The sequence below is a fragment of the Halobacteriovorax sp. GFR8 genome (assembly GCF_050955245.1).
Lineage (GTDB): Bacteria > Bdellovibrionota > Bacteriovoracia > Bacteriovoracales > Bacteriovoracaceae > Halobacteriovorax_A.
Genome location: NZ_JBPBLR010000002.1, coordinates 1273252 through 1297821, shown reverse-complemented (window position 1 = coordinate 1297821; position 24570 = coordinate 1273252). Strand labels below are relative to the sequence as shown.

General features: G+C 36.9%; 30 protein-coding genes and 1 tRNA gene. 14 read left to right on the top strand and 17 right to left on the bottom strand.

The genetic code is table 11. The features are described from left to right. Window positions 1–64 precede the first annotated feature (64 nt). The 6 genes from ACRXC1_RS06730 to ACRXC1_RS06705 all read left to right on the top strand — a co-directional run bounded on the left by ACRXC1_RS06730 (window position 65) and on the right by ACRXC1_RS06705 (window position 2860). Window positions 65–286: a hypothetical protein gene (locus tag ACRXC1_RS06730; protein ID WP_433657497.1), complete on the top strand. Its 222-nt coding sequence runs from the start codon at window positions 65–67 to the stop codon at window positions 284–286. Between the two features lie 32 nt (window positions 287–318). After that, window positions 319–621 carry a hypothetical protein gene (locus tag ACRXC1_RS06725; protein WP_433657496.1) on the top strand — a complete coding sequence of 101 codons (303 nt, stop codon included), beginning with the start codon at window positions 319–321 and terminating at the stop codon, window positions 619–621. Window positions 622–724: 103 nt separating this feature from the next. After that, a complete protein-coding gene (locus tag ACRXC1_RS06720; protein WP_433657494.1) occupies window positions 725–1201 on the top strand; it encodes a glutathione peroxidase in 477 nt (158 codons plus the stop codon). Then, a complete protein-coding gene (locus ACRXC1_RS06715) occupies window positions 1201–1641 on the top strand; it encodes a MarR family winged helix-turn-helix transcriptional regulator (RefSeq protein WP_392908002.1) in 441 nt (146 codons plus the stop codon). The genes ACRXC1_RS06720 and ACRXC1_RS06715 overlap by 1 nt, the downstream gene beginning before the upstream one ends. Further along, the gene (locus ACRXC1_RS06710; RefSeq protein WP_392907999.1) at window positions 1631–2272 is read left to right on the top strand and encodes an NAD(P)H-dependent oxidoreductase; all 642 of its coding nucleotides are present in this window, start codon (window positions 1631–1633) and stop codon (window positions 2270–2272) included. Before ACRXC1_RS06715 ends, ACRXC1_RS06710 begins: the two co-directional genes overlap by 11 nt. A 54-nt stretch (window positions 2273–2326) precedes the next feature. After that, a complete protein-coding gene (locus ACRXC1_RS06705; protein WP_433657491.1) occupies window positions 2327–2860 on the top strand; it encodes a zinc-dependent peptidase in 534 nt (177 codons plus the stop codon). Here ACRXC1_RS06705 and ACRXC1_RS06700 read toward each other — a convergent pair. Beyond that, entirely contained in the window at window positions 2857–3525 is a 669-nt protein-coding gene (locus tag ACRXC1_RS06700) for a hypothetical protein (protein WP_433657489.1), read from the bottom strand. The two genes, ACRXC1_RS06705 and ACRXC1_RS06700, sit on opposite strands and share 4 nt — an antisense overlap. A gap of 112 nt (window positions 3526–3637) precedes the next feature. Between ACRXC1_RS06700 and ACRXC1_RS06695 the strand changes: the two genes are divergently transcribed. Together ACRXC1_RS06695 and ACRXC1_RS06690 are read left to right on the top strand one after the other, a co-directional pair. Then, window positions 3638–3722 (top strand) — tRNA-Leu (locus ACRXC1_RS06695). 667 nt (window positions 3723–4389) lie between these two features. Further along, window positions 4390–4719, top strand: coding sequence for a hypothetical protein (locus ACRXC1_RS06690; RefSeq protein WP_433657487.1), 330 nt, complete (start codon window positions 4390–4392; stop codon window positions 4717–4719). A 70-nt stretch (window positions 4720–4789) separates the two neighbouring features. Here ACRXC1_RS06690 and ACRXC1_RS06685 read toward each other — a convergent pair whose 3' ends face one another. The 5 genes from ACRXC1_RS06685 to ACRXC1_RS06665 all read right to left on the bottom strand — a co-directional run bounded on the left by ACRXC1_RS06685 (window position 4790) and on the right by ACRXC1_RS06665 (window position 7015). Next, window positions 4790–4960, bottom strand: a complete 171-nt coding sequence (locus ACRXC1_RS06685; protein ID WP_433657485.1) for a hypothetical protein — start codon at window positions 4958–4960, stop codon at window positions 4790–4792. 10 nt (window positions 4961–4970) lie between these two features. Then, window positions 4971–5162, bottom strand: a complete 192-nt coding sequence (locus ACRXC1_RS06680; protein ID WP_433657483.1) for a hypothetical protein — start codon at window positions 5160–5162, stop codon at window positions 4971–4973. A gap of 281 nt (window positions 5163–5443) precedes the next feature. Beyond that, the gene (locus tag ACRXC1_RS06675; protein ID WP_433657481.1) at window positions 5444–6136 is read right to left on the bottom strand and encodes an LrgB family protein; all 693 of its coding nucleotides are present in this window, start codon (window positions 6134–6136) and stop codon (window positions 5444–5446) included. Continuing rightward, on the bottom strand, window positions 6133–6552 hold the full coding sequence (locus tag ACRXC1_RS06670) for a CidA/LrgA family protein (RefSeq protein ID WP_433657479.1): 420 nt from the start codon (window positions 6550–6552) through the stop codon (window positions 6133–6135). The genes ACRXC1_RS06675 and ACRXC1_RS06670 overlap by 4 nt, the downstream gene beginning before the upstream one ends. 133 nt (window positions 6553–6685) lie before the next feature. Then, complete coding sequence (locus ACRXC1_RS06665; protein ID WP_392907987.1) at window positions 6686–7015, bottom strand: hypothetical protein; 330 nt, start codon at window positions 7013–7015, stop codon at window positions 6686–6688. Window positions 7016–7260: 245 nt separating this feature from the next. Between ACRXC1_RS06665 and ACRXC1_RS06660 the strand changes: the two genes are divergently transcribed. From ACRXC1_RS06660 to ACRXC1_RS06650, 3 genes are all read left to right on the top strand, one after another. Next, entirely contained in the window at window positions 7261–7479 is a 219-nt protein-coding gene (locus ACRXC1_RS06660) for a hypothetical protein (protein WP_199177525.1), read from the top strand. Window positions 7480–7584: 105 nt separating this feature from the next. Continuing rightward, window positions 7585–8133, top strand: a complete 549-nt coding sequence (locus ACRXC1_RS06655; protein WP_433657476.1) for a hypothetical protein — start codon at window positions 7585–7587, stop codon at window positions 8131–8133. A gap of 4 nt (window positions 8134–8137) precedes the next feature. After that, window positions 8138–8815 (top strand): Fic family protein, encoded by a 678-nt coding sequence (locus ACRXC1_RS06650; RefSeq protein ID WP_433657474.1) that lies wholly within the window; start codon window positions 8138–8140, stop codon window positions 8813–8815. Here the strand turns inward: ACRXC1_RS06650 and mnmA are convergent. From mnmA to ACRXC1_RS06635, 3 genes are read right to left on the bottom strand one after another with little or no spacing between them, the layout of a single operon-like run. After that, window positions 8804–9949 carry a tRNA 2-thiouridine(34) synthase MnmA gene (mnmA, locus tag ACRXC1_RS06645; protein ID WP_433657472.1) on the bottom strand — a complete coding sequence of 382 codons (1146 nt, stop codon included), beginning with the start codon at window positions 9947–9949 and terminating at the stop codon, window positions 8804–8806. The two genes, ACRXC1_RS06650 and mnmA, sit on opposite strands and share 12 nt — an antisense overlap. 25 nt (window positions 9950–9974) lie before the next feature. Beyond that, a complete protein-coding gene (locus ACRXC1_RS06640; RefSeq protein WP_433657470.1) occupies window positions 9975–11123 on the bottom strand; it encodes a M28 family metallopeptidase in 1149 nt (382 codons plus the stop codon). Next, entirely contained in the window at window positions 11124–12497 is a 1374-nt protein-coding gene (locus ACRXC1_RS06635) for a hypothetical protein (protein ID WP_433657468.1), read from the bottom strand. It abuts the gene before it with no gap. Window positions 12498–12658: 161 nt separating this feature from the next. Here ACRXC1_RS06635 and ACRXC1_RS06630 point away from each other — a divergent pair, with 161 nt between their 5' ends. Both ACRXC1_RS06630 and ACRXC1_RS06625 read left to right on the top strand, forming a co-directional pair. After that, complete coding sequence (locus tag ACRXC1_RS06630; RefSeq protein WP_433657466.1) at window positions 12659–13834, top strand: DNA cytosine methyltransferase; 1176 nt, start codon at window positions 12659–12661, stop codon at window positions 13832–13834. After that, window positions 13821–14858 carry a Ppx/GppA phosphatase family protein gene (locus ACRXC1_RS06625; protein WP_433657465.1) on the top strand — a complete coding sequence of 346 codons (1038 nt, stop codon included), beginning with the start codon at window positions 13821–13823 and terminating at the stop codon, window positions 14856–14858. The genes ACRXC1_RS06630 and ACRXC1_RS06625 overlap by 14 nt, the downstream gene beginning before the upstream one ends. A 6-nt stretch (window positions 14859–14864) precedes the next feature. Here ACRXC1_RS06625 and ACRXC1_RS06620 read toward each other — a convergent pair whose 3' ends face one another. The 3 genes from ACRXC1_RS06620 to ACRXC1_RS06610 all read right to left on the bottom strand — a co-directional run bounded on the left by ACRXC1_RS06620 (window position 14865) and on the right by ACRXC1_RS06610 (window position 19516). Then, window positions 14865–15920, bottom strand: coding sequence for a methyltransferase domain-containing protein (locus ACRXC1_RS06620; protein ID WP_433657463.1), 1056 nt, complete (start codon window positions 15918–15920; stop codon window positions 14865–14867). A gap of 96 nt (window positions 15921–16016) precedes the next feature. Continuing rightward, window positions 16017–17822 carry an ABC transporter ATP-binding protein gene (locus ACRXC1_RS06615; RefSeq protein ID WP_433657461.1) on the bottom strand — a complete coding sequence of 602 codons (1806 nt, stop codon included), beginning with the start codon at window positions 17820–17822 and terminating at the stop codon, window positions 16017–16019. Further along, window positions 17822–19516 (bottom strand): ABC transporter ATP-binding protein, encoded by a 1695-nt coding sequence (locus tag ACRXC1_RS06610; protein WP_433657459.1) that lies wholly within the window; start codon window positions 19514–19516, stop codon window positions 17822–17824. Before ACRXC1_RS06610 ends, ACRXC1_RS06615 begins: the two co-directional genes overlap by 1 nt. Window positions 19517–19546: 30 nt before the next feature. Between ACRXC1_RS06610 and ACRXC1_RS06605 the strand changes: the two genes are divergently transcribed. Beyond that, window positions 19547–19975 (top strand): hypothetical protein, encoded by a 429-nt coding sequence (locus ACRXC1_RS06605; protein WP_433657457.1) that lies wholly within the window; start codon window positions 19547–19549, stop codon window positions 19973–19975. Here ACRXC1_RS06605 and ACRXC1_RS06600 read toward each other — a convergent pair. From ACRXC1_RS06600 to ACRXC1_RS06580, 5 genes are read right to left on the bottom strand one after another with little or no spacing between them, the layout of a single operon-like run. Then, window positions 19972–21126: a hypothetical protein gene (locus ACRXC1_RS06600; RefSeq protein ID WP_433657455.1), complete on the bottom strand. Its 1155-nt coding sequence runs from the start codon at window positions 21124–21126 to the stop codon at window positions 19972–19974. The genes ACRXC1_RS06605 and ACRXC1_RS06600 overlap by 4 nt on opposite strands. Before the next feature lie 42 nt (window positions 21127–21168). Further along, window positions 21169–21951, bottom strand: a complete 783-nt coding sequence (locus tag ACRXC1_RS06595) for an enoyl-ACP reductase FabI (protein ID WP_433657453.1) — start codon at window positions 21949–21951, stop codon at window positions 21169–21171. A 9-nt stretch (window positions 21952–21960) separates the two neighbouring features. Beyond that, a complete protein-coding gene (gene fabZ / locus ACRXC1_RS06590) occupies window positions 21961–22371 on the bottom strand; it encodes a 3-hydroxyacyl-ACP dehydratase FabZ (protein ID WP_392907953.1) in 411 nt (136 codons plus the stop codon). Further along, entirely contained in the window at window positions 22371–23111 is a 741-nt protein-coding gene (locus tag ACRXC1_RS06585; protein WP_392907950.1) for an SDR family oxidoreductase, read from the bottom strand. Before ACRXC1_RS06585 ends, fabZ begins: the two co-directional genes overlap by 1 nt. A gap of 18 nt (window positions 23112–23129) precedes the next feature. Next, window positions 23130–24569 carry a phytoene desaturase family protein gene (locus tag ACRXC1_RS06580; protein ID WP_433657451.1) on the bottom strand — a complete coding sequence of 480 codons (1440 nt, stop codon included), beginning with the start codon at window positions 24567–24569 and terminating at the stop codon, window positions 23130–23132. Window position 24570: the final 1 nt, after the last annotated feature.

The window sequence follows — 24570 nt, the reverse complement described above, 5'->3', positions numbered from 1 at the left end:
AAAGTACAGTTTCATAATCAAACCAAAGAGCTTTTAAAGCTATAACACAAAAAAGAGGTAAGATATGAAACTAATTCCCATGACATTAATTGTTGTCCTACTGGCTACGCCTGCGTTTGCACGCAAAGATAAGCAGAAGAAAATGTCTGAGAAATCAGAAACTCATCGAATGATGAAAAAAGATAAGAAAACAAAGATGAAGCAACATAGAGATCGTATGCCAGCTTCTAAAGAAGGTAAGAAAGGTGTCTCATTAACTGACACTCACTTTCTCATATACGAATAAGAGTATTTTGATAGAGAGGAAAGAGGTTTAAGATGAAAGTCCTCACATATATCTTGATTACATTAACTCTCCTTGCATTCAGCATGGAGGTTTACGGTGAGCGCTATACGGCCATTATAGACGAAAATGACCCATCAGTTCAGAGGCTAATTCACGGTGAAGAGGAACGAGCAAGTCAAGAACGTAACCAGTCACGTGAAGAAAAAATGGAAGAAAAGAAGATGGAGCGAACACCAGCTTCACAAGATCAGGCCCAAGAGCAAGATGAATATAGAGTGAATGAGTACATGGAAAGACATGCCAGACCTCCTCTATTTGATCGTAAGTATAAATAAGATATTGAATTTATTTCGATATCTTATTTTTTACAATTATATTGCACACAACATAATTTTGTAATATATAATACTCATATAAACTAATCTCGGGAGATTATGTATGAGCATCTATGATTATAAAGCAGTCGATATTAGAGGTAATGAAAGGTCTCTTTCTGAATTTAAAGGAAAGAGTCTCCTTATTGTAAATACTGCTAGTAAGTGTGGGTTTACTCCGCAATATGAAGGACTACAAAAGCTTTATGATAAATATCAAGGCAAATTAGAGATATTGGCCTTTCCATGTAATCAGTTTGGAAAACAAGAGCCTGGAAGTTCAGAAGATATTCAATCATTTTGTGATCTAACATTTAAAACGTCATTTCCACTTTTTGAAAAAATTGATGTTAATGGAGATACCACTCACCCTCTTTACCAATATCTTAAAGACGAGTTGCCTGGGCTACTTGGCAGCAAAAAAATCAAATGGAATTTCACAAAATTTCTCATTGATAGCGAAGGTAAACCAGTTAAGAGATATGCACCAATTGATAAGCCTGAAAGCTTAGAAAAAGATATTGAAAAGAGTTTTAAATAATGAGTGATGAGCTTCTATTAATCGATAATCAAGTATGTTTTAGTCTCTACAGACTTAGTAAGTTAATTACAAGCCAGTATAGGCCATATCTTGATGAGATTAACCTCACCTACCCACAATACCTTGTCATGCTTGCCTTATGGGAGACAGACAAAGTGAATATGTCTCAACTCGGTGAAAAACTTTCTCTTGATAATGGAACTTTAACTCCTTTAATTAAGCGCCTTATTGAAAAAGGTATGGTTGAGAAGAAACGTTGTCTTGAGGATGAAAGAATTGTCTATATCACAACCACGACTAGTGGAAAGAAGTTAAAGAAAAAAGCAAAAACAATCCCGCAGAAGCTTCTTTGTTCAAATAATGTTGATCTTAAAGAGATTCAAAAATTAAAAGCTGAAGCAGATAAAATTTATAACCAATGGAGTACACATGAAAAATGAAGAAATTATAAAAGCACTAAATTGGCGTTACGCTACAAAGATTTTTGATAAAACGAAAAAGATATCAGATGAAGACCTACACGTTTTAAATGAGTCTTTAAGACTTGCGGCCAGTTCATTTGGATTACAGCCTTGGAAATTTATTTTAGTAAATGACCAGGCAACACGCGAAAAACTAAGAGAACATTCTTGGGGACAATCTCAAGTGACAGACGCTTCTCACTACGTCGTTCTAGCTTACCTAACAGAACTTGATGAAGAGTACGTTGAGAAATTTGTGCAATCAATTGCTGAGCAAAGAAATGTAGAGCGTGAGAGCTTACAGGGCTATTTTGACGTAATGAAAGGAGCGCTTATTGATGGGCCACGCTCAAAAACTATCCCAGAATGGTCGCAACGCCAAACATATATTGCCATGGGGCAACTTTTAATGACAGCGGCAATTCAAGGCATTGATACATGTGCAATCGAAGGGATCGTTCCTGAAGAGTACGACAAAATTCTAGGATTAGAAGGTACAAAGTACAAAACTCTTGGAACAGTAGCTCTTGGTTACAGATCAGATGAAGACAAGTACAAGGATCTTGAAAAAGTCCGCTTTAGTTTCGATGAAGTATTTAAAGTAATCTAAAATATTAATAGGCGGTCAATTTTATTGGCCGCTTTTTTATGTTATGGTGACAGTATGATTGTCATTCCTATTCTTTTATTTTTTATACTCCTATTTGGTTACTTCTTCTATAAGCATTACTCTCATAAGGTAAGAAGAAATCTTTTGAAAAAGAAATATGAGCAAAACAGATTATTGTGGAATGATTTTCTTACATCGCAGGCTTCTCTATTTAGTGAGCTTACGACACCAGACAAAGATAAGTTATTAAATTCGATCTTAGTTTTCTACAGTGAGAAAAATTGGCACGAATCAATCGAAGAAGAGCAACGTATTCTGACTTCATACTATGCGTGCCTACCTATCTTTAAAAGGAAAACAAATTACTACCCAAGCATAAAGTTCATCGATAAGACGTGGCCATTTGAAAAATGGTTGAAGTTCAATGAGAAGCAATTTGAAATTGATTTTGGAAAGCTGGCCCTAAAAGAGATGAATGGTGATTTTTCTAAACTCTCTTTGATGTACTTTGAAAGGGCACAAGAGCTTGAGAATTCAAAACCTATAGTCTACGAAAACCTTAACAAATTTTATCGTTTAAGAGACTAGTAAAAGTCAGCATCATTTGAACTATAAGGGTGTATTCTCTTATAATCTTCACCCTGCTCAATGTGGGCCTTTATATTAATCAAGTTCCACTTGAAGGTATTGGTAACACTTCTCTTTGTTATGAAGTTAAAGATTTGTTCCCAAAAGAAGAACTCAAATTTAGAGGGTGGACTCTCAAGCTCAAGACGCCTAATGTAGCCAGAGCGAAAAGTTAGAGACGTCTTATTTTCATCAAGCTTCTTATAAAATTGCTCCACAAGAAACTCACCTTTCTCATCGTAATTCATGAAATCCATAAACTCATTGAAGTTATAGGCCCTAATTTGCTTATAGTACTCACCATGAGATTTCGTGACTTTTGTGGTCGTCTCATCCCAAAAAGTACCATTTTCACTTTCTCTTCGATAGCAACGACGAGTGAAGCCAATATCGCTTTCTTTTAAATTTGCATTCCATGGGCAATCAGATATCGGGCAAGAAACAATCTTGTAGAAATAAGTCGACCACTGGCGGGCATTTTCATTTTTTGAGTTATAATTCCACACAACATCAATTGGAGCATTGATCTCAACTGTAAACTCAGCGTATTCAGAAGGCCTCGTGTACTCACCAGCCCCTGCTGTAAAAGAAAGTGCCACTAGCACCAACGTTAATAAAACTTTCATTAATCAAGCTTAAGACCTAATGCCACAACGAGTCAATATCCAGCAAGATTTTTCATTGCCAATTAATTTCTAAGTGATTAATATATCTAAAGAATTCAAGTGATTTCAATGTGCCTAGGTGGTGAAATTGGTAAACACGCACGGTTGAGGGCCGTGTGCTTTCGAGCTTGCTGGTTCAAGTCCAGTTCTAGGCACCATTTCAAAAACAAAATCCAAATATCATTTTTTAATAGATAACTTGCTTAGTTAAAAGCAAGCCGTAGGCGTGCTGGTTTAGCGCCAGGATGGCGTGTATGCCGACGGAGGCAGGAGCCGAGAGTCGGCCAAGTCCGATGCGTACTTGCCAACTAACCGAAAGCCGCACCTTCAGTTAGCTTTCTTGAGTCACATCCATCTGTTCGCCAAAGCTTGCCCTTAGGCAACCTTTGTTCGCACGATGTTAAAAGCAAGCGTAGCTTGATGGTTTAGCGCCAGGATGGCGTGTATGCCGACGCAGGCAGGAGCCGAGAGTCGGCCAAGTCCGATGCGTACTTGCCAACTAACCGAAAGCCGCACCTTCGGTTAGCTTTCTCGGATATATAAAGCAATGGTTGTGCCAACTGGGTTTTTAAATAATTTAAGGTGTTTAGCCAATTTCAAGGTAAGAAAACTATCGCAGAAACTATTGCCTGCGATACTTAAAATATCGCGGCCGTGCGATAGTTTTTTCTCAATATTGATGTAAAGTACTGAAAAACTAGGTTGCTGTTAGAAAACTAACACCCCTTAAAAAGTTTTCCATGAGAAACAAAATAGTCATTATAGATGGCAATATATGAGTATATTAAATTAGAAAACCATTAGTTTTTTGAATAGGAGAACAATATGAAAAAATTATTACTAGGAATGACTTTATTGGTTTCAATGTCATCATTTGCAGGATCATTTCAGACACATGATACAGGCTTGTTACAAGAGACAGTTGTTTTACATGCCCAGATAGATGGAAATGAAATTGCATTAATTGGAAAGAACCGCAAGGGAGATAAAAGTGTTTGTATTATCAAGTCGGATATTTTGGAAGATGTTAATCTTGACCCAATGACAGTAGCAACACAACTTCGCCATGGAAAATCTACGATCAAATGTACCAAAGAAATTGGTTCAAACAGGTTTACCGTAGATTCTAAAAGTGATTTGTTCATTTTTATCTAGTAACATGACCAATGCTTGGTCGACAAAGATAAGAAATTAAACTAAGGCCCGTCATTTTCGACGGGCTTTGTTATTTGTTGTAGCCTGTTAGCATTCTAGAGTATTCGCCGTATTTAGTTAGACCTTTCTTATGAGAATCTACTGCTTTGCTGGCCATATCTTTAACTGTGAAACCATGATCTGCTAAGGCTAGAATAGAGAGAATAATCATTCCCTTAAATAAATCATTAATTATACCCATAAAAGTCCTCCTAAAGCTTATTTTCAGCTCTTAAACGTCTCAAATACCAATCTATAGTATTAATTGGACGTCCAAAGTGACAAGCTAGCTGCTTGTAGCTATAAGCTTTTTCTTTTCTTAAAAATACCAATTCAACGAGGTCAATTTTAGGTCGTCTCCAAACAATCCCATATTCCTCAGAAATAGTATTTGGTTCGACCATTATCTCTTGGAGGGCACCATTTCAAAAACAAATTCCAAATATCATTTTTTAATAGATAACTTTCTTAGTTAAAAGCAAGCCGTAGGCGTGCTGGTTTTGGAGGCGTCAATTGCCACGATGGCAAATTGACGCCAAACAAATTCGAGAGGTCAGGAGACCCCGAAGAATAGAAACATGATGGCGTGTATGCCGACGCAGGCAGGAGCCGAGAGTCGGCCAAGTCCGATGCGTACTTGCCAACTAACCGAAGGCCGCACCTTCGACCAGATTTTTTTGTATCTCTACAACCAATACGTAACAATTCCAGCAATAATTGAAGTTAAAATTCCAGCTAGTGCCATCGATAAAGAGGAAACACCACCGCTTGTTTCTGACTTTTGAAATGCACTAACAGTTCCAAGAGCGTGAGCACAAGTTCCCATTGCGGTTCCAACTGCTCTTTCATTACGGATATGAAAAAAATGAAGTAGCTTCCATGAGAAAGAACTACCTAGAATCCCGGTAATGATAACAACTGCAATCGTTATCGAAGGATCTCCATGAAGTTGCTTAGATACTTCAATCGCTATAGGAGTTGTAACTGACTTAGGAATAACAGACATAATGCTTTTAAATGAAGCTCCAAAAATCCAAGCAATAACACCTGCTGAAATCATGCTGACAAGTGATCCAATAAAAATAATGAAACAAAGTTTTCTTCTATGACCTTTTAATTTCTGGGCCTCTTTAAACATTGGAACGCCAAGAGCAACAGTAAATGGCCCTAAAAGAAAAGAGTATAATGAGCATCCTTTTTCATAATCTTCGTATGAAATATTGAAAAGTTGGATGACGGCAAAAATCAAAATTGATGGGACAATTAAAAGATTTAACCAAGCATAACGCTTTCTAAGTTTAAAAACGATACAATAACAGATGAGAGTCAGCCCAAGCGAAACAAAGGTTAAAGAAGTAATATTTGAAAAAATATTCATTTCTCCCCCTTTTTATCTACAAGGAGATGCTCCCCCAATATTCCTGTAACTAGTGATACGATCAAGTAGCTAATCAAAACAGAAATTAGTAAGGCCACTCCATCACTTTTTAACTGACCTGATATTTTAGGCAAAACAACCAGTAAAGGGATAAAAAGCAGAGTCATATGCTTAACCATAAATTGCGCCGTACTATCTACTAATTTAAGCGGAATAACTTTGAAAATGAGAGCAAAAAAGATCAAAAGTAACCCCAATACCGCAGATGGAATTGGAACACCAAGATGATTTAGTAAAACGCCAAAGTAATAAAATAAAGTGATGAGAATAAGACCTAAAATAACAACTACCTTAAAACTATAAACGAGTTTGATACTCCTCCGTGTCTTGAAGCAAGTCAATAGAAAAACGGCCAATCCGTTTCTAGGCACCATTTCCAAAAAAATTCAATGTGCTAGAGACTTATACTACGGCCGGCCGGTGAATATCTGAATTTTGAAACAGCAATGAGCTATTGCCTCAGAAATAATATCTAGCTCAATAACGTCTTTAGACTTTTCTTTTAGCAGTTCCAATATCATCAAGATAAAATTTTAGACGCTGCTCAATTTCTTCAAGGGCCGCAAGACGAATTTCGATGGCCGTATTGCAAGAGCGGCGAGTTTTGATTGATTCAATCCCTTCTTTCGATGGGATATTCATAACGGGTCTTTTTTCTTTTTGTTGCTCTAAAGCTACCTGTTCTTCAAATTCTTCAATTAGCTTATTTAGAGGTGTAGGAGCTTTAGCAGTACGATCTTCTACAGGAAAGTGCTTTGATGCTGGAAACATCACTAGAACATCGTTTTCTGATTTTGTGTTTGATTCAATTTGTTTCATTAATTTCAATTCCTCATAATAAGCATTTATAGCGTTTAATTGTCGTCGCTATTTATAAAGCATAACCTAGGCCAAGATTTTTTGGGATAACCCATGTAAATTTGGAAGGTTACAAAAATTGAACGTCAATTATTTGGTCGGCCAGGGTGTTCGTTAGACAAATTAACCTCACAATATCAAATACTTAGTCGTATTTTATTTAGTCGCCAACTTGCGAGATATCATGAGCGTGGTACAATATTGGAGTGAAAAGAATCAACTGTATGCAATGCAAATATTATTTTAGCACTTGGGACAAGGATGCACCTCGCGGATGTCGTAAATTTAATATGAAATCGACAAATATGCCTTATATCCTCGTTCGCCAATCTAGTGGCTCAGATTGCAGCTTCTTTGAACAAAAAGAACATTTGAAGAAGAAAAAGAGTAAATTAGACGATCTTAATGACCCAAGCCTTTGGTAAAATCACCTATATCTTTTTAGTATAATAATTATCCTATAATACTATTTCTAATATAAATAAAAACATCATATATAAGCCTCATCAATCAAGTATGTGAGGTGTAAAATGAAAAAAGAGATTCTATTAACATCATTAATTATGATGAACCCAGTTGCAAATCTTCAGGCCAAGGAAATTACTGAGGTCAGAGCGCAAATGCTATCAAAGTATGAAACATTAGCAAATTTATCATTTGTGTCTAGTGAATCTTTCGACGGTCATTATTGGACTTATAATCAAGATCTTAATGATGCAACAAAACACTATCGCAAATTCAAATGGAGAATCGAAATTAGAGACAACAGTGATGAGACAATGACTCATACTGAAGATGAATTAAAAATGGAATACTTTTTAGTATTGAACAAAGAATTTGAAGACGGATACATTGAAAGTTCTGAAAATGAATATCGTGTTGATCGTTTAACTGACAAAGTTTTTAAACTTTACAACTGTGATTCAACACTTAATTGCCAAAGCGAGCACGCAAACACTGAGATGATTCTTGAAAATATTGGAGACCAAAAAATTCTTTTAATTAAGAATCTTCAATATGTATTCTCACAATTTGAATATAAAGATGTGTTCTTTGTGCAAGTTAATAAGAACAAATAAAAGAATGAATTCCAAAGAAATATTAGAATATTTACAAAATCCCCTTGATCAAAATCAAGGGGGTGTTTTTAAAGAAGTAATTCGAGAAATCGAACAGCTCGAGCTTCGTTTAATAAAAACGCCTACGGCAAACTGGCCAAAGCTTGCGCACTCACGCCTACTCTCTTCCAATACAGCATCAAAGCGCCTGGACAACAGTTTGAAGCGATGGGATAAGGCCAACCAATTTATCAGTAGTGAAATTCAAAATGAATCTCAATTGAGTTTTGATATCATCCAAAAAATTAATTCTATCTTAAATGCAAAGAATGTAGAAACGAGAACATCACCAATTTTTGGTGGTGGTATTGAATTTATCAAACCACAATACTTAGAAGAGGCCAAGAACAACTTAATCAACCTTATCTTAGAAAATAATGAAATGTACTTTTACGAAAAGGCCTTTCACCTCTATCAATGGATCGTAAGTCTTCATTTCTTTGAAAATGGAAATGGAAGATGTGCAAGACTTTGTGCAGACTATATACTCATGCAAAACGGAAAACTCCCAATATGCTTTCAATCGAGTGCACGCTCCCATGTAGCGCAAATGCTTGATGATAGAAAAGTAAACAAAGAAGAGAAATATCTAAGTTTCTTAAAAGCGATTAAACGAAGTTATGAAATCGTCTTAGACCTGTGAGTCTGGAAGCTCTATACCTTGTTCATAATAGGTTGGGCCAGCTTCTTTAATCATTCCACCACCAAGACACACTTCCTCACCTTCTAAACTAGTATAGAAGACAATAGATTGGCGTTTAGCAATGGCACGTTGAGGAATATCAAAGTCAACTCTAACAAAGTCATCAGAGACTTCAGTGATTGTACAATCTTGATCTTTTTGACGGTAGCGAATCTTTGCCTTTAGCTTCATTCCCACTTCAGGCTTAAATTCCTCATCAACCCATGACAGATCTGTGGCCGTTAGGTAGTCAGCATATAAAGCACCATGTTTTTCACCGCGCTCTACGATAACAACATTTCTTTCAGTGTCTTTACCTACAACAAACCAAGGCTCACCTGGCCCCCCAAGGCCAAGGCCCTTTCTTTGGCCAATTGTATAGAAGGCACTACCGCTGTGGCGACCGACAACAGTTCCATCAAGAAGTTCAAAGTCCCCTTCTTTGATATGGATATAATTTGATAAGAAGTTTTTGAAATTTCTCTCACCAATAAAACAGATTCCTGTTGAATCTTTTTTATCGTGAGTAATTAGGTCGTACTTCTTTGCAATTTCTCTAACCTCAGGCTTTTCAATTGCACCAACTGGAAAGAGTACCTTATCAAGTACTTTAGATTTGATTGTATATAAGAAATAAGTTTGATCCTTATTATTATCAATGCCTTTGATAAGCTTTGATTTTCCATCAATTTTCTTTGTCTGGCAGTAGTGCCCTGTCGCTAGATAATCTGCACCAAGCTCCATGGCCTTATTAAAGAAGACCTTAAATTTGATTTCACGATTACAAAGAATATCTGGATTTGGAGTAAAACCTTGTTCGTACTCTTCTAGAAAATTTGCAAAGACGTTATCACGGTACTCTTTAACAAAGTCTACCGAGTAGTATGGGATATCAAGCTTTTCGCAAACAGCAATAACATCTTCAAATTCTAGTGATGCCTTACAATTACCATTCTCGTCTTCTTCTTCCCAATTTTTCATGAACATGCCAATGACGTTGTAGCCCTGCTCTTTTAATAAAGCAGCACACACAGAAGAATCCACTCCTCCGCTCATTCCGACAATGACTGTTTTTCCGTTACCTACATTTTCCATGTGCCTTATTTAGCACATTTACGCACTAGAGGTCTAGTGCCCATGAAGCAATGGACATGGCAATATTATTGGTGGCGTGATGTAAAGTCTTAATATTGAGTGAGTTCACATGGTCCGCAGGTGTGTGGATGCGAGTTGCATTTGAATCACTCTCCCAATTTTGGGTAAAGACAACACTAGGGATATTAAACTTCTGAAATGACGTATTATCACCATAGACAAAATCATAAGGACTTACCTTGAAGTCCACTCGGAAAGTTCCTTCAGAAGACTTGGCATAGAACCTTTGGGCGATAGACTTTTCGGCCTTGTGAAGGCCAGAGCTTGCAGGAGAATAATAGAGCTTCATATTTCCAAGCTTCTGCTCCTTATCTTGAGTCATTGTATCGTAACCAAGCATAACGAGTTCAACATAAGAATAGATGCGAATTCCTTTCTCTAGATTAAGATTCTTTACATAATCATATGAACCTAAGAAACCATTCTCACCATAATCAAAGAAGACCACGCGAACAGTTTTTTCAAGATCAAGTTCTGCAAGGATATTAATTAAACTTAAGGCAGCAACAACCCCTGAAGCATTATTATCGGCACCTGGCTGGCGTCCTTTGTTTACGACCTTAAAATTCTTTAAGTCATAAGCAGCAGTATCGTAATGAGCACCAATAATAATGACCTCATTTGGATTCTTTATCCCCTTCTTTTCCCAGACGATATTGTAACCATTTGTGGACTTAAGCCCATCGACTTGCTGAACTCTCTCATTAGTAAGCCTTTGCCACTTCTTTAAATTAGCGGCACTCAATTTATCTTTTGATGCGGCCAGGTCCTTCCTAAAAAGTTCTTTCGCATACTCAATATCTGGAACAAACTTTACTGTTTTAAGAGAAGTATTATTTTTTCGTACATTACTTTCGATATAACTAACAATATAATCCTGTGCCGTTTTGTGTCCACTAGTGCCTACAAAACGATTCGGCCTTGTTTCCTTAACAAAACTATTAATAAGGGTTTCAATGTCTTTTTCAGAATTTTTTGAAACTGCATAATAAAGAGAGCGTAATTTCTTTGGCGATCTTTTACTTTTAGAAAGTTTATATGTGTCTTTAAAATTTTTAAATTCTTTAGCTGTCACAGAAAGTGACATTGATAATGCGATAATTAAATACTTCATTTAAAACCCTAATTCTCTTTTCTTTGGACGAGATTGTGCTTCTTCGTTAGCTTCTTTTTGTTTCTTATTTAGTGGTAGACGGTAGAATTCACCTTCGATGAATTGCCCTGTTTGAAAAATTCTTGCGTGTCCTATAACCTTAGCACTCGGCCCATTCTTTGTTAGAAAAATGAAATGATCACCTCTAAAATGGATACCTGAGGACTTATCATCAAGGTCGAAATAAATATTGCCATTATTTAAAAGAAAAAGATTCCCTTTATAAACCTCACCTGATGAACTAATACGACAGAAGCACTCTACTGGTTTTGAAGTGTCCACAACTTCGTAATTCACAAAGTGATTCCCAACAATACGCTCAAATGTTAATTCTTTTGCCTTTGCGACGTAGATAAAGCCACGAGACATATTAATTGATACAACTTTACTATCAGGGGCCTTAGGCTTGTTATCGAAAGTCTTATACTGAGTTTGTCCCAAATAATATTGATGCTGGCCTTTATGTTCGCCGACGACACTATCATCATCGTGAAGATAAATTGTATTTTCTTTTATAAAGCTTGGTGCAATATAGCGATCAGTTAATTCTATAATCTCTTCGCTTGCATAGGCCTTGGCCCTTAAACTGGCCTTCCTATCATGTTCGGCCCGACTAATGGTTTTGGAATCAACAAGCTGTCCGATTTTATCAACCTCAGAGGTCTTCAAATCAGCTAAGGGTAAAATTAAATGCGACATTAATTCATCATTAGCTTCTATCAATAAGTGACAGTCATTCTTAATAGGATCATTTGGGGCACTTAAAACAAAGCGATTTTGAACAGGGATTACCTTACAGTAATGCCCGGTTGCGATCTTTGTCGCCTTTAGAACAGAAAGCTTTGAATAAAGGGTTTCCAAAACAAGTGTGGCCTTATCGATTGTTGGGTTGACCCAAACACCCGCAACGCGGCCTTCAAGTAATTTTGAAATAACTCGTTCCTCAAAAGCGCTTGAGGCACTTGTCACATAAAATGGAATACCAATTAAGCGACAAATATCGCGAATTCTTTCTTCTGATTCACTGGCCCATGGTGCAAAAATATTATTTATTTTTTTTAGCCACGTGATTTTCTCATAGTGTCTGAAGGCCTCAAGTTGCTCTTCATCACCACGTAACTCCTCTGGTAATTGTCCCTCTGGAGTTAATTTAGCTTTAAATTGCTCCACTAGTGCTTCGTCTTCACTCGTTATACGCTCAAAAAATGAGATATTTACGCCAATACATTCATGTCCCTGCTTTTTTAAAAGCAGTGCGGTAACGGCCGAGTCAATACCGCCATCCATTCCGACGATAATCCTCTCTTTCTTCATTTGTTTTTTAGCGAATTGCATAATTAAATTATAAGTGATTTTGAAAATTTAAACAGGGTAAATTTAATTTTATCGATAACTTTATCCCACTAAAAGCCTCATATATTCATTGACATAACTCAACGCAAAATCAGATAATATTCATTCACGACGCAATAACACACGAGGACACAACACAGATTATGAAAACGAGTAAGGGTAATAGTAAAAGAAGCAAGAAGCTAAAATTTATTGATATCTTTTCAGGTGCAGGAGGATTCTCTTGTGGACTTGAGATGGCAGGCTTTGAATGTGTCATGGGAATTGACTTTAACAAGCATGCTATGGACACATTTGCACTTAATCACAAGAAAGCTTTCCCGTATTGTGGTGATATCTCAAAATTAACGAATAAGAAGATTAAAGAAGTTCTTGGTGATACTGAAGTAAATCTAGTTGTTGGAGGTCCTCCATGCCAAGGCTTTTCGACAGTTGGCCCGGGTAACCCTGATGATATTAGAAATAAGTTATTTCTTGAGTTCGTAAGAGTCGTTAAGCTAACGAATCCTGAATTTGTCGTTATTGAAAACGTAACTGGTCTTCTTGCAAAGAAGAATGAGTCCACTCTAAAAGCAATCTTTAAGAAATTTAACTCTCTAGGTTACAATTTAGATGTAAAAGTAATGAGTTCTCAAAATTATGGTGTACCAGAAAAGAGACGCCGTACAATTTTCATTGGTAGCCGTATCAATGAGAAAGTTGAATTTCCAAAAATTACACACGATACAATTATTGCAAAAACTTATCGTCCACCAGTAACTGTTGGTGAGGCCCTAGGTGATATCGAAACAAAGAATGGTGAAATTTTAAATCATGACCTTGATAGTGCAAAAATTAAATCTAAACTAGATTTAAAGCGCATTAAACGTATTCCAGAAGGAAAAGGTATTCGTTACGAAAAAGATGAAAAGATGTACCTTACCCCGTCTTTAAAACTAGGTGTCGACTGGAAGACAATGCGCGAAGGTCGTTTTAGACAAACAAAGTACCAGAGACTTGATTCAAAGAGTGTATCGCCAACAATCATGACTCACCGTCATAGCTACTACCACCCTACAGAGCATCGCTATCTTACTCAAAGGGAAGCAGCAAAGATTCAAAGTTTTCCAAATCACTTTGAATTCTGTGGACCAATCTCTGCTCAATGGAGACAAATCGGTAATGCTGTTCCACCACTTATGGGTAAGGCAATCGGTAGTGCAATTAAGAAAATGCACAATGCATACCTAAAAACAGCTGTAGACGGAAAAGTAAAAAAGAAAACAAAAGTTAAGTCTATAATTGATGATGTCCGAGGAGGAGCATTTGTCTATCGCTAGAATCTCGACATTATTATTACTTCTATTAACCCTTTCTTGTGCAAGTCATACAGAGTCAGTAAAACTTGAGACAACAAGTTGTCACACAAAGAGAGCGGCCATCGACCTTGGCTCAGGATCGACTAAATTAGTAGTTGGTCTAGTTGATACATGTCGTGGCATGGTAGAAGGAATTCTTTTTGAGGCACAAAGAGCTGTTCCTCTCAAAGATCAACTACAAGCATCAGATGACAATGAATTTAATGAAGAAATGCAAAATCGTCTAAGAGATGTTTTTGACGAATTCAAATACCTTGCTAAGAGTGAAGGTGCAAATGATATTAGGGCCGTGGCCACATCTGCATTTCGTACAGCGGACAATGGTGGTGACGTAGCTGATCTATTAAAAGAGCAAACAGGTGTTGACCTTGAAATTATCTCTCAAGAGCAAGAGGCCAAGTTTGCATATTCAGCAGCACTTTCAAAACTTAAGTCAATGAATGTTTCCCAAAATCCACCAATTGCAATTTGGGATATTGGTGGTGGAAGTATGCAAATCACAAAGCCAGTTGATGAAAAAGGTGAAAAGACACAAGTTGCACTTCTGAAAGTAGCATCTGTGACTTTTAAAAACCTAGTTCTTAAAGAGTTTTATCCAAAAGGAACAAAGACACCAAACCCATTAAAAGAAGAGCGTGCCCTTAAGGCCATGGACCTTGCAAGAGTTACAGCAAAAGATCAACTGACTGACTTTGGAAACTTAAAAGATTATCAGGTTTATGGTGTTGGTGGCGTTCACTACTTCAGTATCGGTGGACAATTCAAAAAAGCAAATCGTGTCTACAACCAATCAACACTACTAGCAAAGCTTCTTGAAAGAGCAAAGCTAACTGACAAAGAGATTAACAGCAAGTATGCATCAACAGATGTGACAAATATGGCACTTGTTCTAGGCTTCATGCAGACACTTAAGGTTGATGAAGTTAAGCCTATCAAAGTTAATATGGCCCATGGGCTTCTTATCAATCCAGCTTTCTGGAATTAATTACTTTCAATTTGATTTAAATATACAAAGGTTACCTTCATCGACAATAGTCGGTGAGGGCCAGCCATTCTCATCGGCCAAATTATTTAGCCAGATATTCGCATTCCCTTTTGTCACAATAGTCACTTCTTGTTGACGACTTATTTCTAAAATTTGCTTCAAAACATATTCATATGTTTCTTTAGAGAATGGGTCATAAAGATAGTAAATATCAGCGACAGGAATTGAAAAAGACTTAAGTGAAAGATCTTGAACTTTGAAGACTAAATTCTCTTCTAGCCCTAGTTCCTCACAAGCATTATTAGAAACCTCAACACGGTGAGGGACATATTCGTATCCGACAAAGTTTAGATCAGGTCTAACAAGAGAACAAACTAATCCAACACGGCCATAGCCAGAGCCAAGATCTACAATAGAGCTGCCTTTAGCGGCGTCAATTTGATCGAGAGCGAGTAAAATAGTGGAATAACCAGATTGAACACCAACTCCGGCCCTTTGATAGAGGCGTTCATTTGTTTCATGATCATATTCCATTTCTTGATCCAGATTATAATTTAGATCGAAAATATCATCGAGATTATCAAAAGTCCGATACAGATTTGGCCCTTGGTGCCCCATCTCTTGGGTGCGTCCCTCTTGATCCTTTTCTTCTTTGATAAAGAAATTACTCATTGTATTTAAAGAGTGGATAAGAAATTCTTTCTGTTCTGGTCCTGTTTTATTAGTGATTGATTCTAGGATTTGAGTTTCTATCCTTTTAGAGCGTTTCTTTATATCTTTTAACTTATTTGGTCCACTACCCACAAGGAAGTCACTAAGGAATGAGACGGCCTCTAATTCATCATCGAAAAATGGTGAGATGAAATTTTCATAAGATGTCACTTGGCTACTTTTCTTATCTTCTTGTTTTTGCAGCCAAAGTTCATCTTTAAGAAAATCCATTACCGTCACTAAGAAAGCAGAGTTTGTGTAGAGACAAGCAAGTTGAAGAGGTGAAAACTTAGTGGTGTCACCTTTTTTACCTTCTAGTAAATTTAAGAACATTAATTCAGATATACTCATCTTATCTCCATGGTGTTTAACTAAAACGATCATGGTTGCTAAGCATGAGCCTATTAAATTATTTAGATCATAGCTTTATAATGGCCCTAAGTAAAATTAGAGGCCATTATTAGAATTAGTCGCTTGTGTTAGGTTATAAAAAATCCCCTTTTGAAGCATTAGATTGTCTGGAGTATCGAATTCTGCAAGTCTTCCATCTTTGAAAACAAGAATCCTATCACATTCTTTAATTGTATCGAGCCTGTGGGCAATAAAAAACGATGTCTTACCTTCCATCACATTATGAATCCCATCATGAAGAATCTTTTCAAAATATGGATCAACATGTGCCGTGGCCTCATCTAAGATGAGAATATTAGGATTTTGTAAACAAACACGCGTAAGAGAAATGACTTGCTTCTCACCTGCAGAAAGATTTGATCCACCATCTTTTAAGACACTATCTAAGGTTAGCTTTGAGTAACTCATTACCTTACTCATTCCAGTCTTATCACAAATTGAAAGGATATCTTTATCTGTGAGATCAGGATTTACAGAGAGATTTTCTCTAAGAGTTCCATCAAAGATAATAACATCTTGTGAAACAATTCCAATCTGATCACGATAGTGATCAATATCTAAATCCTTGAGGTTTTGACCATCAATTAGAACCTCACCTCTTTGGTAATCATAAAGACGAGATAGAACAGCAACAGCAGTAGTCTTTCCAGAACCAGTTGGGCCGACAATCCCAATCTTTTCACCCTTGTGAATTTTAAATGAAATATCATTTAAGGCCGTACTGATTTCATTATAGCCCATGATAACGTTTTTAAACTCAATTTCCCCATTAATCTTGTGATGTCTATTATCATGCTGATCAAAGACTTCTCTTTCTGTTTCAACTTCAATAAAGTTTGCAACTCGATTCACACTTGTAAAGGCCGTAATGATATTGGCCATCTCTCTAAAAAGAGAAAGCACTGGCCAGAAGAACCTCTCACAATAGCGCATAAGAGCAATAAAAAGAGCAAGAGTAAGCGTGCCATCTAAGTAAGCATTCCCACCAAACCAAACTAAAATTAGAAGAGGAAGTCCACATAGAAAAGACAACATTGGCATAGTCAGGGCGTAGTATGAATTTGCACTTAATTGGACAACCTGTTGTTCATTAACCGCTGATTTGAAATTATCATAAGACCAATCCTCAACGCCGAAAGAGCGGATAACATGAATTCCATCAATATATTCGGAAAGCTTTGAGTTAATATTTGATGAATACTTACTAATGGCCCTATTAAGAGACCCAATCTTATCGCGAGTAACAATTAGAAAGATAACTGCTGGGATCATCCCAGAGATAACCATTAGACCAATTTTAAAATCAGTAATGAGCATTGCTGTTGCTGATGAAATAATCATAAGAACAGAGATGGCCAGGCGACCAAGAGAGCTTGTAAAAAACTTCTCGATCCCTTCCACATCATGAGTCATTCTCGTAACAATACGTCCCTGAGGCCATGAGTCAAAGAATTTAAGTGGTAAGTGAGATAGTTTTTGAAAAAGACGATCTCTAATCTTTAAGATCACAAAACTTGTTTGCACAATTAAATAACGGCGGCCCACGTAGTGAATAAGAACACCTCCTAGCTCAAGAGCTAAAACATAGAAGGCCCATTTCTTGGCAAGTTCCCAATTTGACTTCGCAAGCCCTTCACCAACTAATACCCCAAGAGCATGACCAGATAGCATTGAAAAAACAGTGAATGTAATAAGCATGAGAATCGACACTAAAATTTTTAGACGATGCCCTTTAGCAAACTTAAACAAAAAGGCCGTTGTCTTTAAGGCCGAATGTCCTTGTTCTTTGTGCTTTGATTCATCTTGATCATCTTGTGCTAAGAATTGTTTTGCATCACTCATTACTTGGCCCCTGCTTCGATACGATCTAAATTAATTACCTTCTCGCAATACTTTAGCGTTGATTGTCTGTGAGCAACCCAAACAAGAGTTGACTCTGGCAGGTATTTATTAATATTTGATAAAATAGTTTCTTCAGTGACAGTATCGACTGCTGATAAACAGTCATCTAAGAGTAAAATCTCTGGCCTTCTCACAAGAGCTCGAGCAAGAGTTAGTCTCTGTTTTTGACCACCAGAGAGGTTTACACCCCACTCTCCAAGTTGTGTATCAAGGCCATCATCAAAACCTTCAATATCACTTTTAAGACCTGCAATCTCTAAAACTTGCCACAGAACTTCATCTTCATACTCTCGATCCATCAGAATATTGTTACGAATAGAGTCAGCAAAGAGAAATGATTTTTGATGAACCATGGTAATATGAGATCTTAAGAATTTGTGGCCATACTCCTTAAAAGGACGGCCGAAGAAAGTCACTTCCCCTCTAATATCTCGTTCAAGTCCACTTAGGATATTTAAAAGCGTCGTTTTTCCAGTACCAATCTGACCGATAATACCGATACGCATACCACGTTTCACTTCAAGGTTGATATTTGAAAGAATATCATTTCCTTCATCATACTTAAAACTCAAGTCCTTAAGATTAAAAACGGTATCACCAGTTAGTTCATGGTCAACTTTCTTATCGAGTAAGTACTCTTCTTTTAAATGAGTATAGATTTCAGCAAGACGTCTTAGAGATGTAAAAGACTTTCTCCAATCTGAAATAATATAACCAAGTTCCATAAGTGGATCTTGTAAAAGGAGAACAAGACCTTGGATAGCAACAAACTCCCCAACTGTTATCTCACCCTTCATTAGTATACTAAAACCGTAAGTAAATAGAATGATATAGGTTGCAAATGATGCAAGTCCAGAAGAAGGAATATAGAGCATCGAAGTGTTATTTGCCTCTAGTCGCATTTTACGATACTTCTGAGCACCAGCGAACAAACGCTTGTACCAAAAGAATGCTGTATTTCCTAATTTCTGTAGCCTGACTGTTGAGATGGCCTTTGAAGTTTCATCATTAAAATAAGACAGATAATCCTGTGCCACATCGTAGCGTTCCATTTCAATTGTTGAAATATAGCGAACAAGAATTGGAACGATTAATAGAGCTAATACAGATATTATAGTGATCTGTATATTGATCATAAAGAGAGAAATAACAGTAAATAAACCTAAAAAGAGTACATCTGCAGCACCCACAAGCGTGAAGCCAAAAACAAAGCGGGCCTGTCCAACATCACTATTGGCAGCACTCATAAGAATTCCCTTAGGATATTTATTAACTAGTGTGTCCATAGAAAAATATTGGGCATTTTGCCAAATGTCGTCTTTTAAGAAACCACCAGCATGATGTGTTTGTCTTCCTAAGAAGATACGCCAACCAACACGGCCAAAGTAGAGCATAACCCTAGAAAGTAAAACAACTGAGAATATATAGAAGAATTTATGCCTTAAATCATCGCCGGTAATAAAATAATCAATTGTCCAAGAAGGCATGGTTTTATTCGTAAAGAAGTCAACGACATCCCCCATGGCCCGTGAGTAAAATACCTGACAAATATTACAAACTACTATTGAGATAATTCCTAGAAAGTAAGCTGATTTTTTGCGGCGTAAGTAATTCAACCAAATTTTATAGTGCATAGTCATTGCAAAATATTATATGATTTAAAAATGAAATTTCATATTCTTTTATTGTTAATATTTTCTGTCACGTCACCTGTCTACGCCGAGCTTGCAGAGTTTGACTCAGGACCAGGTAACGCAAAAATATTTAGGATTGATGCACTTGAAAATTACGTCAAAAAAATCAGAGAAGAAATAAGTCGCGTCGAAACAGGTATGGATGACAAAATGGGCAAGGAGCTTAAGTCTCTTAAGGCACAGCTTGAAGAACTTAAGAATAAAGAAACTAATATGGACGGCCTCAAGGTTATCGAAGATCGCTTAAATAAACTGGAACTAAAACATGCTGATGATGTGAAGAAGATGCAGGCCGATTTTAGAAACCTACAGCAAAATATCGATCAATCACTTCTAGATTTATCAAATAAGATCCTGCAGCGTATACAAGTCTTTGAAAAGTATCTTCAAAAACCTTAGTGTGAACAGTACCTATATTCATTTTCAGATATTTTTAACTTCTTAGCGATCGTTGGCTGAGTTAAATAAAGTGAAGTCAATCTTCTCTTATTAGATATGTAAGATGAGCCCTTTCTTAACTCTTTGTCTAGGCAAAGTTCACTCCTTAAGTTATCGACATCAATACCACTATGGGCCACAACTTCAGCACTAAACCAGTCTGCAAAAACCTCATCTAGTTGATCTCGTTGTTTTCCTGGAAGTGGATAGAGAGAACGATTACATGTTGGGTTTGCTAAGAGGTTGTCACTAACTTCTTTAGTTAATACTTTATTTTGAACTAAGAAATTAAGTTGTGAATCATCTCTATACTTGGCACCAGCACTTGTTGAATTTCTTAAACATTTTTGAATAGATTCAAAAGGATTCTTACTCTTATAAAAACCAGAGTAACGACAACTATCAAATGAGTGGGCGATTTCGTGGGCCATTAGACTTACTAAAGTTGCACGATACTTAGCAAAAGCAAAATTTAAACCTTCAAGTCCGATATTAATTTCATTAGTTTTTGGATCATAGGAAAAACCCCACTCTAAGAAATCGCGGGGAGCTTGCGCGACCTTAGTACCAGAGACCTTCTTTGGTACAAAGATTTTAATTGTCTTCACCTTCTCTTCAATTTCTTTAAGCGCCTTAGATTTACCAAGTTGAATTTTTAAAACAGAAAGAGCACTCTTTTTAGCGCGCTTAAAACTATCTTCAAGGAGGGCAATTTTTTTCTTCGTGTATAAATTAGTGAATACAGCTGAAAGTTCTTTATCAAGTAAATCCTGAATAACTTTCGGGCGATCTTTGAATGTGCCAGAAGAAAGAACGATATTTTCGATATAGTAGAGACGCCATTGTTTTGCGACATTGACAGGGTCGTTAATATCAAGCTTTCTACGCTTAATCCAACTCGTTACAACAGGGCTTTTTTTAGCAATTAAACTTCCCAGCGCCTCATCAGCAACAGCGGCAATTGGCCTAGAGTTGGCCAGATCGACTTTAAGCTTTGCAATTTCATTATAAATAGATTCATCTTTGTCAAAACTGACTTTTTTACAATATGAGTTGTATGTAGGATTTGCAAAGAGACTTATTGAAAAAAAAATGGGGAATAGAAACTTCATTCCCCTATTATAGCTTAAAATAATTAAATGGATTGTATGGACTTATTTACCGGAAACGACCGATTGATCAAAGTGGTTGGAACGCATTCCACAGTCGACTAAAATACCTGCAGCGTTAACACCGCTTGAAGCACTAGATAATAAGAACGCTACCGTATTGGCCACTTCTTGTGTTTTGAGAGCTTCCTTTCTCATCGTAAGCTTTTCAGCAAAGATATAATTATCAATATAACCAGGAATCCCAGCGGACGCTGAAGTCTTTAAAGGTCCTGAACAAACACTATTAAAACGCACACGTGAAAACTCACTAAAGCTTTTCGCCAAGTAAGAACAAGTCGTCTCAAGCATTGACTTAATAGGTCCCATATAACCATATGATGTGGCCTTTGTGTCCGAAATTGAAATAGTCACAACAGAAGCATCTTGCTCAAAAAGAGCTGACAATTCATTTGATAATTGAACCAGTGAAAATGAAGATATTTGCGTCGCTTGAGCAAAGTCTTCCCAAGAAGTCTCATGAAAAGGCTTAGGGTCTGCTAGGTTCGCAAATGCAATTGAATGTAGCATTCCATCTAGCTTTACTTCATCTTTTTTAAGATCAAGTGCGAGCGCCTTAATTTGATCTTCTTTAGTTACATCAACAAGGTAGCTTTTCGATTCTGGAAAAAGTTTTGAAAGCTTTGCTTGATGATCCTCACTTTGAACAGTGAACACACACTTTCCACCATTTTCGATGATTGTTTTTGCACTGAAATAGGCAACACTTTTCTTATTTGCAACACCAGTGATTAGAAATAATTTATTTTCAAAATTTAAAAAACTCACTTTATACCTTTATACTTTTGCACATGTAAATTCGATTGAAAGAACGCTCTTACCTGCAACCTTCGTTCTTCCCTTAAAATAGAATGCGTTTGAGATTTGTTCAGTAAGTTCAACTTCCATCACTAACTCATCACCAGGTCGAACCATATTTTTGAATTTTGCATTTGATACTTTTGCAACGACACCAAGTCCACCATCAGCTCCTGCGGCCATTAGACATGCCCCCGATTGAAATAGTGCTTCCTGCAAAAGAACACCTGGCATAATTGGATTTCCTGGAAAGTGCCCCTTAAAGAAGTCTTCTTCTCCGGTTACTTGATAAGTCGTCACAATCTTATTACCTTCCCTTTCAATGATTTTATCAACAAATAGAAAAGGCTCTCTTTGAGGGATTAGATCTTTTACATTAAGTTCACTCATTACAGCCCACCAGTTACTTCAAGTGATGCACCTGTAATATATGCAGCTTCTTTAGATGCTAGAAATTGTACTGCATGTGCAACTTCAGAAACCTTTCCAAATCTTTTTAGAGGAACTTGCTTCTTGTATTCTTTAACCTGCTCAGCAGGAAGATCTGCAATCAGCTCAGTTTCAATAAAGCCAGGACATACGTTATTAATCGTAATCCCTTTCTTACCAACTTCCTTAGAAATTGATTTACTCATGGCAATTTGACCTGCTTTAGAAGCAGCGTAATTAGCTTGACCTGGTAGACCAAGACTTCCACCAACAGAGCTCATATTAACGATTCGGCCATATCTCTTTGAAAGAAAGTGATTCACTGCTCTTTTTGTCATTAAAAATGTACCAGTTAAGTTAATATCAAGAACACGTGCCCAGTCTTCATCTGGCATGATTGGAGAAAGGTTATCAAGTCTTATACCTGAGTTATTTACAAGAATATGAATTTGCTCGAATTGCTCATTCATACGATTCCAAAAAGCTTCAACTTCTGTCGCATTTGAAACATCAAAGGCCTCAAGAAACAGATTTTCGCCTAACTCACCTAACTCTGCTTTAAATGCATTAGCAGCGTCGTGGTTACCAGCATAAGTAGCGATAACTCGAGCTCCACTTTTTAAGAAAGCTTCAGTGATTCCACGGCCAATTCCACGAGTTCCACCAGTAACAATTGCAACCTGATCTTTAAAATCAAACATATTCATTCCTTTTATTTTTTAATTTTCGCTAGATTTATCTAAGTAAGTATTTAAGTCATGCCCTACGATTACACCGTAGTTTGCGGCCCCAAGCCAGCCAGACATAATAATTCCAACAGAGCCTGCATGAAAAAGGCCCTTTATTTCATTTGGAAGTTCTTTAGAAACAGCGAGTCCTTCAAACTTTGTTCCAAATGAAGATCCAAAGTGATGGTGAGTATACTTCTCAACGGTACGAGGAGAGGATACATTTACATGCTCAACCTTGTCCTTAAAGCCAGGAACGAGCTTTTCCATTGTATCAAGAGCATTCTGCGCAAGATATTCTTTGCGCTCTTTATACTCTTCATCACTTAAGTGCATCCAATCCTCATAGCGAGCATTGATACTCGAAACGACAGCATATTTTTGTTTCATATGCTTTCTCATATCTGGATAGTAGATAGAAAAAGTTTGTGAGTACGCCTTAGGTGAAAGAAGTAGGTCTGTATCAAATTTATCAGAGCTTGAGTAAAAGATCAGCTCGCCAATATTTGGAATCGACTCTCCTTCTTTGAGCCCCATAAAGACCTGACATGAAGATGAGTTAACTCTTACGGCCTTTGCTTCTTTAGCAAATTTTTCAGAATAATTCGCATTTGGAGTCATCTTAAAGATTGTATTATAAAGGGCAGAGTTAGAAAGTACTGACTTTGATAAAACCTTTTCTTCTCCAATACGTACACCTTTTGCCACATTATCTTCAACTAAGATTTCATCTACTTTTGCATGAAGTTTGATATCAACTCCGTTGGCAAGAAGTTCATCTTTCATCATCCCAATAAGCTTATCCGTTCCACCTCTAAAGATATAAGCACCTTTATTCATGAAATTAGAAAAAACAATTCCAAATGTGATGGCCTCATCTTCAAGTGTTGAACCATTAGCGTAAGCAATAGGCTCAAGTAGGAAGCGAACTACATCATTTCTGCCAGAAAAGTATTTTTCGAATAATTGGCCATTTGTCATGGCCTCATCATCGTAAAAGTTCATTGCACGAAGTTCGTTGAAGAAACCCACAACATATTCACGATCAAGTTTAAATTTCTCGACCATAATATTGATATAATCTTCTTTCGTAAAATCAGTATCAATTTCAAATTGTGGATTGATAAATCGAATTTTGTCCACACGCTCAATACAGTCAGCAATATCTTTTGACCAGTATCGACGACAAGTCTTAATCATCCCAACAGGAAAGCCGTGAAGAGAGATGTCAAAAATATGTCTTTCACCTTCATTTGTTGGACGTCTAAACCAAGTAGCAAAGCCACCTAATTTATTATGGGCCTCAAGCAGAAGTACACTTCTTCCATCTTTGGCCAGTTTATTAGCTGCCGTCATACCAGCAAGCCCTGAGCCTACGATGATGACGTCATAAAATTTAGTAATCGGATCTTTCTTTTTCAGTAATGCCATT